This is a genomic window from Rhodoferax sp. GW822-FHT04A08 (assembly GCF_058801025.1).
Map to the genome: position 1 here is coordinate 303,585 of NZ_JBXAMW010000004.1, position 12,053 is coordinate 315,637.

Consider the following 12,053-nt stretch of genomic DNA (forward strand, 5'->3'; position numbering starts at 1 on the left):
AGCACATGGCTGCTGCGCACACTGCGCTCTTCATAACAAACCACTCAGGAGCACTCCATGCGCATCGGTCTACCCAAGGAAATCAAGAACCACGAATACCGTGTCGGCCTGACGCCGGCCAGCGTGCGCGAACTCACCTCCCACGGCCATTCGGTCCTGGTGCAAGCTGGGGCGGGTGCCGCCATCGGCCTGTCCGATGACCAGTACCTGGCAGCCGGTGCCACGCTGGCAGCCAGTGCCGCCGAGGTGTTTGAGAAATCCGAAATGATCGTCAAGGTCAAGGAACCCCAGCCGCAGGAATGCGCCATGCTGCGCCCCGGCCAGATCCTCTATACCTATCTGCACCTGGCGCCGGATCCCGAACAGACCGACGCACTGATCAAGTCAGGCGCCATCTGCATCGCTTACGAAACCATCACCGGCCCCGGCGGCGGCTTGCCCCTGCTGGCGCCCATGAGCGAGGTGGCCGGACGCATGTCGATACAGGCCGGTGCCGCCCACCTGGAAAAATCCAAGGGCGGCATGGGCGTGCTGCTGGGTGGCGTGCCCGGCGTGCCCGCTGCGCACTGCGTGATCCTGGGCGCTGGCGTGGTGGGAACGCATGCGCTACAGATGGCTGTGGGCTTGGGTGCCAAGGTCACCGTGCTGGACAAGAACGTGGACCGCCTGCGCCAGCTCGACCTGGTCTTTGGCAACCGTATCAGCACCATCTACTCCAATGTGCAAAGCGTGGAAGAAGCCGTGCTGGATGCCGACCTGGTGATCGGTGGCGTGCTGATCCCCGGTGCTGCGGCCCCCAAGCTGGTGACCAAAGCCATGATTGCCCGGATGAAGAAAGGCGCTGTGCTGGTGGACGTGGCGATTGACCAGGGCGGCTGCTTCGAGACCTCGCACGCCACCACCCATGCTGAGCCCACCTTCGTGGTGGACGGTGTGGTGCACTACTGCGTGGCCAACATGCCCGGCGCCGTTGCCCGCACTTCCACGTTTGCGCTCAACAACGCCACCATTGGGCACGCCGTGGCACTGGCCAACAAGGGCTGGAAGCAGGCGCTCAAGGACAACGCCCACCTGAAGAACGGCCTGAACGTGGCACAGGGCAAGGTCACTTATGAAGCCGTGGCACAGGCCTTGGGCAAGCCCTACGTACCGGCGGACAGCCTGCTGTAAATAGCACCATCCGGCGTGCAGTCACGCCGGGTGTTCAAGGCTTTTGCAGCCGCTTCCTGGCCTGGTCAATGCCGCCATAGTTTTCGGCATTGGAAAAGCCGATGCCCTTGAGCGTCTCCAGCGCAATGCCGGAGCGTCGACCGGTCTGGCAGTACAGGATGACGTGGTCATCCTTGGCCACCTTGGTCTTGAGAATGTCCTGCCCAATCGCCGTGTGGGGAATATTGAGGGCACCATCGACGTGGCCGGCCTGGAACTCCTGCTCACTGCGTACGTCAATGACCACATCCTTGGCCAGGGCCGAAAGGGCTACCAGCAGCCCCAAGCTGGTGGCAACAACAACTTTGAAATTCAACATGCGCGCTCCGAAAGTGGGGGAATACGGGGTTTGTACCAGATACCCCGCCCCACCCACTCCCGGGTTGGCCTGCTATCAGGCAGCCAGTGCGGCGTTAGCTGCGTTGGCTGCTACCGTGGCCGTCTTGATATCGGAGGTGGCAGAGGCCAGTGCCTGAGCCTTGCCCTCTTCACCCATGGCCAGACCTTCGGCACGCACGATGCGCACGTCGGTGATGCCAAAGAAGCCAAACACGGTCTGCAGATAGCTTTCCTGGTGTTCCATGGCGCGGCCACCTTCGCTGGTGGAATACAGGCCACCACGGGTGGAAGCCACGATCACCACCTTGCCACCGGCCAGGCCTTGCGGACCCTTTTCGGTGTACTTGAAGGTGCGTCCCACTTGGGCCACGCGGTCAATCCATGCCTTGAGCTGGCTGGGGATGGAGAAGTTGTAGAGCGGAGCGCCCACCACGATCACGTCGGCAGCCAGGAACTGTTGCACCAGGGCTTCAGAAACAGCGTTTTCGTGCTTTTGCACATCGGTCAGGCTGGAGCCCGCAGGCAGGCGAAAGCCCAGGGAGTCAGCCGACAGGTGGCTGGGGGCGTGGCTGGCCAGGTCCAGGTATTCCACCGTGGTGCGGGGATGGTTGGATTTCCACTCGGCCACGATTTGCGCGGTCAGTTTGCGGGAAACGGAGTTGTCAGCCAGTACGCTGGAGTCAATGTGCAAGAGTTTCATGGTGCAGGTCCTTTCAGTTTTGGGGGTCGCCGAAGCGTCTGCTGCGGCCATGGGTTGGACTTTAAAATTTCTTTAACCAAGGAGAAATAGCATTCCAATCACAGCCACATTGCTTATTCAGCAACAATCGGCATTTGAGAATCGCTATAAGTGAAGCCATGAACCACTCGCAAACTCCGTTATCCACACCGTCCGAACAACGCTCCATCAATCTGGCGCTGCAAGGTGGGGGCTCCCACGGCGCCTTTACCTGGGGCGTTCTGGACACCCTGCTGCAGGACGGGCGGCTGGACTTTGAGGGCATCAGCGGTACCAGTGCCGGTGCCATGAACGCCGTGGCTATGGCCCACGGTCTGGCGCAGGCAAAAGGCAAGTCCCAGATTGACAAGCGCGAGTCGGCGCGGGCGTCCCTGCATGATTTCTGGGAGGGTGTGATCGCCATGGGCGCCCTGCAATCCACCATTTCCAATGCCCAGCGTGTGCCGTTTGACCTGCTGTTTGGCGGCCTCTCTGCCCTGGTCGGTCATCAGTCGCCGGGTCAGATGGTGAGTGACGCCCTGACCGGTTTCTGGGCCAAGTCGTTCTCGCCCTACCAGACCAACCCGCTGGACATCAACCCGTTGCAAGACTTTCTGGAGCGGCAGATCGACTTTGAAAGGCTGGCAGCCTTTGACGAGTTGAAGGTCTTCGTGGTGGCCACCCGGGTCAGTACGGGCAAGGCAGAAGTCTTTTCCGGCAGGCGGCTCACGGCCAAGGCTGTCATGGCGTCGGCCTGCCTGCCCACGGTTTTCCGGGCGGTGGAGATCGAAGGCGAGGACTTCTGGGATGGTGGCTATTCCGGCAACCCTGCCATCCACCCGCTGGTGTATGAATGCAAGAGCTCCGACGTGTTGCTGGTGCAGATCAACCCGCTGCGACGCAATGCGCTGCCCACCAGTTCGGTCGACATCCTGGACCGCCTCAACGAAATCACCTTCAATTCGGCTCTGATTGCCGAAATGCGCGCCATCGATTTCGTCAAGCGCCTGCTCGCCGAAGGCAAGCTGGACCCCAAGCGCTACAAGAACGTGCTGATGCACCGCATCGACGGGGGCCATGAGCTGGACGCTTACCCAGCGTCCACCAAATCCGAAACCGGTGCCGACCTGATCTACAAGCTGCGTGACCTGGGGCAGCGGTGCGCCAGCCATTGGCTGGAGCGCAAACTGGTGCACGTGGGGGTTGCCTCAAGCATCGACATCGCACGTGACTACCTGGACGACCTGCGGGTGCCGGTCCAGGACGATGACAAATAGTGTGAACAGGCCCTAGCCCTGGTTGAGCCGGCCCGGGATGCCGCGTTCTGGCGGCCCCATGCGTAGTTTTACAGATGCGCATTGGCTGGCTGCGCTCCACAATCCGGCATCAACAGGCAGCCTGACTGCCTGGGAGTTCAAACCATTGGAGACAAACCATGTTCAAACGCCTCACTCTGGGCCTGCTGGCCTGTGCAACCCTTGGCAGCATGTCCGCGCACGCGGCCGATGACGTCATCCGCCTGGGCAACCTCAAGCTGGCGCATTTCGCCGCTGTTTCGTACATCAAGGAAATCGCGCCCAAGTGCGGCATCAAGGTGGAAGAAAGTACCTTTGCCAAGGGGCCGGACATCATGCAGGCCATCATTGCCGGCGAGCTGGACGTGGGTGCTACGGCTTCCGAGGCGGCCATTTCCGGCCGCGCCAAGGGTGTGCCGGTCTATGTGGTGGCCGGCTTTGCCAAGGGCGGTGCACGTCTGGTGGCGCGTCCGGATGCGGGCATCAAATCGGTCAAGGATCTCAAGGGCAAGAAGGTCGGTGTGACCCGCGGCAGCATCCAGGAGCTGCTGTTGGCAGTGGAGCTGGGCCAGAACGGATTGACCGCCTCGGACGCGCCCGGCAAGGACGTACAGCTCATCTATCTTTCCTACCCCGATCTGAACGCCGCGCTGCTGGGCAAGAACCTGGACGCCATCATGCAGACTGAGCCCCAGTCTTCCCAGGCGCTCAACAAGAACTTTGGCGTGGAGGTGATCAAGCCTTACGACACCCCGATTGGCGAGCCCGTGCGTACCCTGGTGATGAGCGAGAAGTTCTACAAGGAACACCGCCCCACGGCCGAGAAGTTCATGCGTTGCTTTGTGGAGGCCACCAAGACCTTCATCGACAGCAAGGCCACTGCTGAAAAATACGTCACGCAAACTGTGTTCAAAGGCCAGATCACCAAGGACGATTTCAACGACGCCATCGACAACTCGCCCTACACCTTTGACATCACGCCCGAGCACATCCAGATTTCCACCGACCTGATGGCCAAGTACGGTATCGGCAAGATGGAAAAGCCGCCCGTGGCCAAGGACTGGGTCAAGACCGATCTGCTGGAAGCTGCCAAGAAGTCCCTGGGAGTGAAGTAAGCCGCCATGAGCACTTCAGCAAGCAAAACATTCAAATGGCGCGAGATAGGCGCCGGTGTAATCGTCCCCATCGTGCTGATTGCCATCTGGCAAACCGCTTCTTCCATGGGCTGGGCCAATGAGCACGTGCTGCCCTCACCTTGGGCTGTGGTGACCCGTTGGGTGGCCTATCTGCTGCCGGCCAAGCCGTTTGCGGAAGTGGGTGGCAGCTGGCTGGCATGGGCCTTGTCGGGCGAACTGATTGTGGACGCCCTGGGCAGCATGTACCGGGTGGTTGTGGGCTTTCTGGTCGGCGCCGCACTGGCGCTGCCGCTGGGCCTGGTCATGGGCGCGAGCCCGCGGGTGTATGCCTGGTTGAACCCGCTGGCGCAGGTGCTGCGGCCCATTCCGCCCATTGCCTACATTCCGCTGGCCATTCTGTGGTTTGGTCTGGGCAATCCGCCGGCCATTTTTCTGATCTCCATCGGCGCATTCTTCCCGGTGCTGATCAACACCATCGCCGGCGTGCGCCACGTGGACGGCATCTACCTGCGTGCCGCGCGCAATCTGGGTGCCAATCAGCGCACCATGTTCCTGCGTGTCATCCTGCCAGCGGCGGTGCCCTACATCCTCTCGGGTGTGCGCATCGGCATCGGTACTGCGTTCATCGTGGTGATCGTCTCCGAGATGATCGCGGTGAACAACGGCCTGGGCTTTCGCATCCTGGAGGCGCGCGAGTACTTCTGGTCCGACAAGATCATCGCCGGCATGATCACCATCGGCATGCTGGGGCTGGCCATCGACATCGGCGTCAACCGGCTGAACAACTATTTGCTGCGCTGGCACCGCGGTCTGGAGCACTGAGATGAGCGCAACCCATATTGCCGTGAACGGCGTCAACAAGATCTTCAGCACCGCGGACCGTGAAGTGGTGGCGCTCAAGGACATCCAGCTCGACATTCCACAAGGCCAGTTCGTCTGCCTGCTAGGGCCTTCAGGTTGCGGCAAGTCCACGCTGCTCAATGCCATTGCGGGCTTCTCGTTGCCCAGCAGCGGAACCATTACCGCCGGTGGCGCCGTCGTGACCGGGCCCGGACCCGACCGCGGCATGGTGTTCCAGGAATACGCCCTGTTCCCCTGGATGACCGTGGAAAAGAATATCGCTTTCGGTCTGGAGATCAAGGGCGTGGGCGCCCAGCAGATCCAGGAGACGGTACAGGCGCTACTAGCCAAGCTGGGCCTGTCGGACTTTCGCACGCGCTACCCCAAGGACCTCTCGGGCGGCATGCGCCAGCGCGTGGCGATTGCCCGCATCCTGGCGCTGGACTCTCCCATCATGCTGATGGACGAACCCTTCGGTGCGCTCGACGCACTGACCCGGCGCAACTTGCAGGATGAGCTGCTGCGCATCTGGGCCGAGCTGGGCAAGACCGTGATCTTCGTGACCCACAGCATCGAAGAAGCCATCTACCTGGCCGACCGCATCGTGGTGATGACCTACCGACCCGGCACGGTCAAGCGCGACATGCTGGTGGACCTGCCGCGCCTGCGCGACCCGGCCTCTGCGCCCTTCAACGCACTCAAGCGCGAGTTGGGGCAGCTGGTGATGGAAGAGCAGCAGCGCCACCACAATGCCGAGCTGGTTGCAGCCGTGGACTGAGCATGGACCGCGAACCGCGCATTCCTTCCGTTCCCGACGAGCAGTTGGGTCCGGCCGAGGTGGTGCAGGCCATCCGCAAGCGGCGCGGCGGCACGCTGCTCAATCTGGACCGCATGCTGCTCAACAGCCCGGCGTTCGCGGTGGGCTGGAACACCTTTCTCGGAGCTGTGCGCAATGCGCTCACGTTGGATCCCAAGCTGCGTGAGCTCGCCATCTGTGCAGTGGCGGTCATCAACCGCGCGGAGTACGAGTGGCTGCAGCATGCGCCGGAGTTTCTGGCGGCGGGCGGCACCCAGGAGCAACTGGAGTCTCTGCGCGATGTCGAGGCGGCGAGCTGGGACATGATGCACTTCAATGCCATCGAGCGCGCTGTGCTGGAACTGAGCTTGGAGATGTGCAGGCAGGTGCAGGTGAGCGACGACTGCTTTGAACGGGTACGCCAGCGTCTGGGCTCGACGCAGCAGCTGGTGGAACTGGTGGGCGTAATTGCCAGCTACAACATGGTGTCGCGCTTCCTGGAGGCCCTGCAGGTGCAGCCGGAGTAATTGCCAACCCCGGGTGCTCAGCCTATGGGAGAGCCATCATTGGCCAGCGTCTCCAGAATCGGGCAGTCGGGCCGGTCATCACCATGGCAGCACTGCACCAGCTTTTCCAGGGCGGCTTTCATGGCTAGCAGTTCGTGGGCCTTTTGCTCCAGTTCGCGGATATGCGTCTGCGCCAGTTCCTTGACCTGGCGGCTGGGCCGCTCGCGGTCCTGCCACAGACCCACCAGCTCGCGGATGACGACCAGCGAAAAGCCCAGGTCACGTGCATGGCGCACAAACTTCAGCGTGTGGACATCGGCCGGGCCGTATCGACGGTAGCCCGCATCCGACCGCAAGGCCGCGGGGATCAGCCCTGCACTTTCGTAGTGGCGAATCATCTTGGCCGATACGCCCGAGGCCTTGGCCGCCTGGCCGATGTTCAGGTAATCCATGGCATGTCCGGTGGTTGAGAGGCACAGCATCGCATATCGCCAGTGGTCCTGTGTTGAGCGGGGACAAGCGGTGAAAATATGCAGCTTGCAATATACCCCATGGGGTATAAAATGGTGCTTACGAGTTTTTAGTCATTGAAGGTCCGTCCATGAGCAACTTTGACCACACCGGTCTGATCCAGTCCATCAACCAGAACCTGGCGCCGTTTCGCAAGGCACAGCCTGATGCCTTGCAGGCGTTCGGGCAACTGGCCCGCGCCTCCATGGCCGAAGGAGCCTTGGGTGCCAAGACCAAGGAACTCCTGGCCTTGGCCATTGGCATCACCCAGCATTGTTCGGGATGCATCGGCTTTCACGTCAAGGCGCTCCTCAAGCTGGGTTGCACCAAGCAGGAGCTGGAAGAAATGCTGGCGGTATGCGTGTACATGGGCGGCGGCCCGGCCCTGATGTACACCGCAGAGGCGCTGGCCGCCTACGACCAGATGGCAGCTGCCACCTGAATACGAACCCCACCCCCAGAAAGAACCCTATGAAAACAGCCAGTGACCTCGTCAGCGCCGCCAAGGCGCGCGTGAAGGAAGTGTCCATTGCCGATGCCGACCAGGCCATTCGCGACGCCGCCGTGCTGGTGGATGTGCGCGAGGCCGATGAGTTCGCAGCCGGCCACCTGCCCGGCGCCATCCACATCTCCCGCGGCATGCTGGAGTTCCGCTTCAGTGGCATGCCCGCACTGCAGTCGCGTGACATCGCCGTCGTTCTCTATTGCAAGACCAGCGGCCGCGCCGCATTGGCTGGCGCCGCGTTGCAAGACATGGGCTATCTGAATGTGCTGAATCTGGCCGGCGGCTTCGATGCCTGGGTGGCTGCGGGCAAGCCGGTTGCCAAGCCTGTGCCCCCTTCGTTCGAGTAAACGCTAGCTCTGGATGAAGCCGGTGGCCGCCAGCACCCACAGCGTGCCAAACACAAAGGGCAGCGCCTTGGCGGCCCAGTTGCCGCGGTGTGCCGTGCCGCTCTGCGGCGTGAGGTGGCACAGGCGCTCCAGCCCTGCTTTGCGGTAGGCGGCCTCAATGGCACGTGAGGAATCCAGCGCAGCAAAGATGCTGATGCCAATCACTCCCGCAACCGCCATTCCGAACAGCGGGAAACCGAAGATCAGCCAGCGGTGCTTGTCGAAGGTCAGCGTGCCGTAGGCGGTAAACAGCAAGCCCTGCGAGAGGATCAGCCACATCAACCGGTGGTTGACCAGGTTGTCCTCGTGCGTCCACTGCTCGCGCAGAGCGTGGTACAGGTCCCAGTCGGGCAGGGCTTGCGGCTTGTCGTTCACTTGGCCGTAGGCATCACAAACTCGGCGCCCTTGCCAATGCTCTCGGGCCAGCGCTGCATGATGCTCTTTTGCTTGGTGTAGAAGCGCACGCCCTCTTCGCCGTAGGCATGCATGTCCCCAAACAGGCTCTTCTTCCAGCCGCCAAAGCCGTGCCAGGCCATGGGCACGGGAATGGGCACGTTGATGCCCACCATGCCCACCTGGATGCGGCGGCTGAATTCGCGTGCCACGTTGCCGTCGCGGGTGAAGCAGGAGACACCGTTGCCGAACTCATGCGCGTTGATCAGGTTCACCCCCTGGGCCAGGTCTTTCACATGCACGCAGGACAGCACCGGGCCGAAGATCTCCTCCTTGTAGATCTTCATCTCGGGCGTAACGTTGTCAAACAGCGTGCCCCCCATCCAGAAGCCGTTGTCACAACCGGCGCCGGCAGCCTTGCCACTGAAGGTGCGGCCATCGTGCAAAAGCGTAGCGCCTTCCTTCACACCTTGTTCGATGTAGCCGGTGATGCGCGCGTGCGCGGCCTGGGTCACGATGGGGCCCATCTCGGCAGAGAGGTTCATGCCGTCCAGCACCTTCAGGGACTTGGTGCGCTCCAGCAGTTTGGGGATCAGGCGATCACCCACATCCCCTACCAATACGGCCACGCTGATGGCCATGCAGCGTTCGCCAGCCGAGCCATAGCCCGCGCCCACCAGGGCGTCCACGGCTTGATCAATGTCGGCATCGGGCATCACCACCATATGGTTCTTGGCACCGCCCAGGGCCTGCACGCGTTTGCCATGGCGCGCGCCGGTTTCATAGATGTGATTGGCAATCGGTGTGGAGCCCACGAAGCTGATGGCCTTCACATCGGGGTGCTCCAACAGCGCGTCCACGGCTTCCTTGTCACCCTGCACCACGTTGAACACGCCATCGGGCAGACCGGCCTGCTTGAACAGGTCCGCAATCAGCAGGCTGGGGCTGGGGTCCAGCGGACTGGGCTTCAAGACAAAGGTGTTGCCTGCGGCAATCGCCACCGGGAACATCCACATGGGCACCATCACGGGGAAGTTGAACGGAGTGATGCCGGCCACCACACCCAGGGGCTGGCGCAGTGTCCAGTTGTCGATGCCGGTACTCACCTGGTCGGTGAAGTCACCCTTGAGTAACTGGGCAATGCCGCAGGAAAACTCGACGATGTCGATGCCGCGCGAGACTTCACCCTGCGCATCGGTAAACACCTTGCCATGTTCGGCGGTGATCACGCGGGCCAGTTCGTCCTTCCGGGCATTGAGCAGCTCCAGAAACTTGAACATGATGCGCGCGCGCCGGATGGGTGGCGTGTCGGCCCAGGCGGGGAATGCCGCGTTGGCAGAGGCCACGGCGGCGGCTACGTCGGCCGCGTTACCGAGGCGCACCTGGCGTGCCACCTGGCCGGTGGCGGGGTTGTAGACGGGTTGCGTGCGTGTGCTGCTGCCCGTGGTGCGTGCACCCTGGATGTACTGCGCAACTTCGGTGGAATCGGTATAGGGGGTCATGGGGTGCTTTGGTAAAGGGTTTGCAGTGAGGGAAGTTGGGGGGAAGTCGGGCGTCAGGGAGCCAGCATCCACTCGTGTGCCGGGTCGTTTTTGAACACCCAGAAGCGGTTCGGGCCCGCCATCACATTGAGGTAATACAGATCGTAGCCATGGGGTGCGACCACCGGGTGATAGCCGCGCGGCACCATCACTACGTCGTGGTTCTCGACCGCACAGGCTTCGTCCAGGCTGCGGTCGTCGGTATAGACGCGCTGGAAGGCGAAGCCTTGCGGTGGGTTGAGTCGGTGGTAGTAGGTTTCCTCCAGCAGCGTCTCGGTCGGCGGCGTTTCCTGATCGTGCTTGTGCGGCGGGTAGCTGGAGCTGTGGCTGCTGGGCGTGATGACTTCCACCACCAGCAGATGGGCTGCGCGCGGGTCGTCGTGCGGCAGGATGTCGCACACATAGCGTGTGTTCGTGCCCTTGCCGCGCACGCTGCGGCGCATGCTGGCCGGGTCAATCACGCTCACGCTGCGCGTGGCATCGTCACAGGGCGCGGTGCACAGGGCCACTTCGGCCAGATGGCCAGCGCCGGCCGCGTTGCGCACCACCACGGTCTTGCCGGAGGGCACGTACACGGCTGCGGGCGAGACCTCTTCGAACACCGTGGCGCGCTGGCCCAGGTTGGCAAACACCTGGCCGTCCACTTCCACATCGACGGTGCCGGTGAGCACCACCAGGCACAGTTCGCGGGTACCGGTCTGCACCGTCTCGGCTTCACCAGCAGCCAGACGCACGGCCCGAAAGCCCACATGCGTCCAGCCCGCGCGCTCAGGCGTGACGTTGACGATTTCGCGGCCTTCTGAGGCGGCCTTGGCAAGTAGGGGACTGACCATTATTCGTTCCTTATCGGCGACGGGTTTTTTTCAGGGCGCCCGTGGAACCGGCTCCGCCGGTCCACCGGGTGCGTCCCCCTTGGGGGGAAGACGCGAAGCGGCTCAGGGGGGGTTACAAACCATCCACCAAGGCGCGCAGGGTGTCGTAACCCTTCTTGGCGTACTGGTAGCTGGGGGCCACGGCGGGGTCCTGCTCGGCTTCCACCACCAGCCAGCCTTCATAGCCTGCGTTCTTGAGCGTGGTGAGTGCTGCCTTGTAATCAATGCTGCCGTCGCCCGGCACGGTAAAGGTGCCGTTGATCACGCCGTTCAGGAAGCTCCAGCTGTCGTTGCGGGCCTGTGCGATGACGGAGGTACGCACGTCCTTGCAATGCACATGCACCACACGCTTGACGTGCTTTTGCAGCAGCGCAACCGGGTCGGCTGCACCGCCAAAGTAGGCGTGGCCCGTGTCGAACAGCAGAAAGACTTTGGTGGGGTCGGTCAGCGCCATGAGCTTGTCCACATCGGCGGGGGACTCCACATAGGCACCCATGTGGTGGTGGTAGGCCAGCTTGATGCCGTAGGTCTTGATCAGATGTTCACCGAATGCATTGAGACGCTCGGCGTAGCCTTGCCACAAGGCTTCATTGGCAAAGGTAGGGCGCTTGGACACGGGGGTGTCGATCTGGCCCTGCACCGTGCCGGCGCACTCGCCATACACCACGACCTTGACGCCGTTGTATTGCAGCTTGCTCATGTGCGCCTTGCAGCGCTCGATCTCGGCAGCCACTGCATCGGCATTGCTCTGGCCGGGTTCCACCTCGGCCAGGAAGCCGGAGTACCAGCCCGACACGCAGCGCAGGCCGAACTCGTCGAGCTTGGCCTTCAGACCGGGGCCGTCCTTGGGAAACTTGTTGCCCAGCTCGAAGCCTTCGTAGCCGATTTCCTTGCCTTCGCGCAGCGCGGTTTCCAGCGGGGTTTCGCCGCCCAGCGAGGGCAGGTCGTCGTTCATCCACGACAGGGGGTTGATGCCGATATGTACGTTCCAGGTCATAGTGTTCTCT

15 protein-coding genes are annotated in these 12,053 nt (G+C 62.4%); 8 read left to right on the forward strand and 7 right to left on the reverse strand.

What is annotated here, in order from left to right:
* Positions 1 to 57 precede the first annotated feature (57 nt).
* A complete protein-coding gene (ald, locus tag AC1RMF_RS11090; RefSeq protein WP_493141498.1) occupies positions 58 to 1,170 on the forward strand; it encodes an alanine dehydrogenase in 1,113 nt (370 codons plus the stop codon).
* 34 nt (positions 1,171 to 1,204) lie between these two features.
* On the opposite strand, the gene AC1RMF_RS11095 is transcribed toward ald, so the two are convergent.
* Positions 1,205 to 1,528, reverse strand: coding sequence for a rhodanese-like domain-containing protein (locus AC1RMF_RS11095; protein ID WP_342619958.1), 324 nt, complete (start codon positions 1,526 to 1,528; stop codon positions 1,205 to 1,207).
* Between the two features lie 75 nt (positions 1,529 to 1,603).
* Entirely contained in the window at positions 1,604 to 2,248 is a 645-nt protein-coding gene (locus tag AC1RMF_RS11100; RefSeq protein WP_342619959.1) for an FMN-dependent NADH-azoreductase, read from the reverse strand.
* Positions 2,249 to 2,406: 158 nt separating this feature from the next.
* Here AC1RMF_RS11100 and AC1RMF_RS11105 point away from each other — a divergent pair, with 158 nt between their 5' ends.
* The 5 genes from AC1RMF_RS11105 (at position 2,407) to AC1RMF_RS11125 (ending at position 6,860) form a co-directional block, all read left to right on the forward strand.
* Positions 2,407 to 3,543: a patatin-like phospholipase family protein gene (locus AC1RMF_RS11105; RefSeq protein ID WP_493141499.1), complete on the forward strand. Its 1,137-nt coding sequence runs from the start codon at positions 2,407 to 2,409 to the stop codon at positions 3,541 to 3,543.
* Between the two features lie 209 nt (positions 3,544 to 3,752).
* Positions 3,753 to 4,676 carry an ABC transporter substrate-binding protein gene (locus AC1RMF_RS11110; protein WP_342621056.1) on the forward strand — a complete coding sequence of 308 codons (924 nt, stop codon included), beginning with the start codon at positions 3,753 to 3,755 and terminating at the stop codon, positions 4,674 to 4,676.
* A 6-nt stretch (positions 4,677 to 4,682) separates the two neighbouring features.
* Positions 4,683 to 5,519: an ABC transporter permease gene (locus AC1RMF_RS11115; RefSeq protein ID WP_493141500.1), complete on the forward strand. Its 837-nt coding sequence runs from the start codon at positions 4,683 to 4,685 to the stop codon at positions 5,517 to 5,519.
* Between the two features lies 1 nt (position 5,520).
* Positions 5,521 to 6,315: an ABC transporter ATP-binding protein gene (locus tag AC1RMF_RS11120; protein ID WP_493141501.1), complete on the forward strand. Its 795-nt coding sequence runs from the start codon at positions 5,521 to 5,523 to the stop codon at positions 6,313 to 6,315.
* Positions 6,316 to 6,317: 2 nt separating this feature from the next.
* Positions 6,318 to 6,860 carry a carboxymuconolactone decarboxylase family protein gene (locus AC1RMF_RS11125; RefSeq protein ID WP_342619963.1) on the forward strand — a complete coding sequence of 181 codons (543 nt, stop codon included), beginning with the start codon at positions 6,318 to 6,320 and terminating at the stop codon, positions 6,858 to 6,860.
* A 17-nt stretch (positions 6,861 to 6,877) separates the two neighbouring features.
* Here the strand turns inward: AC1RMF_RS11125 and cueR are convergent, their stop codons facing one another.
* Complete coding sequence (gene cueR / locus AC1RMF_RS11130) at positions 6,878 to 7,282, reverse strand: Cu(I)-responsive transcriptional regulator (RefSeq protein ID WP_342621057.1); 405 nt, start codon at positions 7,280 to 7,282, stop codon at positions 6,878 to 6,880.
* A 158-nt stretch (positions 7,283 to 7,440) separates the two neighbouring features.
* Between cueR and AC1RMF_RS11135 the strand changes: the two genes are divergently transcribed.
* Together AC1RMF_RS11135 and AC1RMF_RS11140 are read left to right on the forward strand one after the other, a co-directional pair.
* Positions 7,441 to 7,791: a carboxymuconolactone decarboxylase family protein gene (locus AC1RMF_RS11135; RefSeq protein ID WP_342619964.1), complete on the forward strand. Its 351-nt coding sequence runs from the start codon at positions 7,441 to 7,443 to the stop codon at positions 7,789 to 7,791.
* Between the two features lie 29 nt (positions 7,792 to 7,820).
* A complete protein-coding gene (locus AC1RMF_RS11140) occupies positions 7,821 to 8,201 on the forward strand; it encodes a rhodanese-like domain-containing protein (protein ID WP_493141502.1) in 381 nt (126 codons plus the stop codon).
* A gap of 3 nt (positions 8,202 to 8,204) precedes the next feature.
* On the opposite strand, the gene AC1RMF_RS11145 is transcribed toward AC1RMF_RS11140, so the two are convergent.
* The 4 genes from AC1RMF_RS11145 to iolE form a co-directional block, all read right to left on the reverse strand.
* Positions 8,205 to 8,615, reverse strand: coding sequence for a hypothetical protein (locus tag AC1RMF_RS11145; RefSeq protein ID WP_493141503.1), 411 nt, complete (start codon positions 8,613 to 8,615; stop codon positions 8,205 to 8,207).
* Entirely contained in the window at positions 8,612 to 10,135 is a 1,524-nt protein-coding gene (locus AC1RMF_RS11150; RefSeq protein WP_493141504.1) for a CoA-acylating methylmalonate-semialdehyde dehydrogenase, read from the reverse strand. The genes AC1RMF_RS11145 and AC1RMF_RS11150 overlap by 4 nt, the downstream gene beginning before the upstream one ends.
* Before the next feature lie 53 nt (positions 10,136 to 10,188).
* Positions 10,189 to 11,010: a 5-deoxy-glucuronate isomerase gene (gene iolB, locus AC1RMF_RS11155; protein WP_493141576.1), complete on the reverse strand. Its 822-nt coding sequence runs from the start codon at positions 11,008 to 11,010 to the stop codon at positions 10,189 to 10,191.
* Between the two features lie 109 nt (positions 11,011 to 11,119).
* Positions 11,120 to 12,043 carry a myo-inosose-2 dehydratase gene (gene iolE / locus AC1RMF_RS11160; RefSeq protein ID WP_493141505.1) on the reverse strand — a complete coding sequence of 308 codons (924 nt, stop codon included), beginning with the start codon at positions 12,041 to 12,043 and terminating at the stop codon, positions 11,120 to 11,122.
* Positions 12,044 to 12,053 lie beyond the last annotated feature (10 nt).

What these genes read in the sequence shown, in the direction of transcription:
- iolE (WP_493141505.1), bottom strand. Translation starts at nt 12,043, where the DNA reads ATGACCTGGAACGTACATATCGGCATCAACCCCCTGTCGTGGATGAAC.
- AC1RMF_RS11100 (WP_342619959.1), bottom strand. Translation starts at nt 2,248, where the DNA reads ATGAAACTCTTGCACATTGACTCCAGCGTACTGGCTGACAACTCCGTT.
- AC1RMF_RS11095 (WP_342619958.1), bottom strand. Translation starts at nt 1,528, where the DNA reads ATGTTGAATTTCAAAGTTGTTGTTGCCACCAGCTTGGGGCTGCTGGTA.
- AC1RMF_RS11120 (WP_493141501.1), top strand. Translation starts at nt 5,521, where the DNA reads ATGAGCGCAACCCATATTGCCGTGAACGGCGTCAACAAGATCTTCAGC.
- ald (WP_493141498.1), top strand. Translation starts at nt 58, where the DNA reads ATGCGCATCGGTCTACCCAAGGAAATCAAGAACCACGAATACCGTGTC.
- AC1RMF_RS11140 (WP_493141502.1), top strand. Translation starts at nt 7,821, where the DNA reads ATGAAAACAGCCAGTGACCTCGTCAGCGCCGCCAAGGCGCGCGTGAAG.
- AC1RMF_RS11125 (WP_342619963.1), top strand. Translation starts at nt 6,318, where the DNA reads ATGGACCGCGAACCGCGCATTCCTTCCGTTCCCGACGAGCAGTTGGGT.
- AC1RMF_RS11105 (WP_493141499.1), top strand. Translation starts at nt 2,407, where the DNA reads ATGAACCACTCGCAAACTCCGTTATCCACACCGTCCGAACAACGCTCC.
- AC1RMF_RS11115 (WP_493141500.1), top strand. Translation starts at nt 4,683, where the DNA reads ATGAGCACTTCAGCAAGCAAAACATTCAAATGGCGCGAGATAGGCGCC.
- AC1RMF_RS11110 (WP_342621056.1), top strand. Translation starts at nt 3,753, where the DNA reads ATGTCCGCGCACGCGGCCGATGACGTCATCCGCCTGGGCAACCTCAAG.
- AC1RMF_RS11135 (WP_342619964.1), top strand. Translation starts at nt 7,441, where the DNA reads ATGAGCAACTTTGACCACACCGGTCTGATCCAGTCCATCAACCAGAAC.
- AC1RMF_RS11150 (WP_493141504.1), bottom strand. Translation starts at nt 10,135, where the DNA reads ATGACCCCCTATACCGATTCCACCGAAGTTGCGCAGTACATCCAGGGT.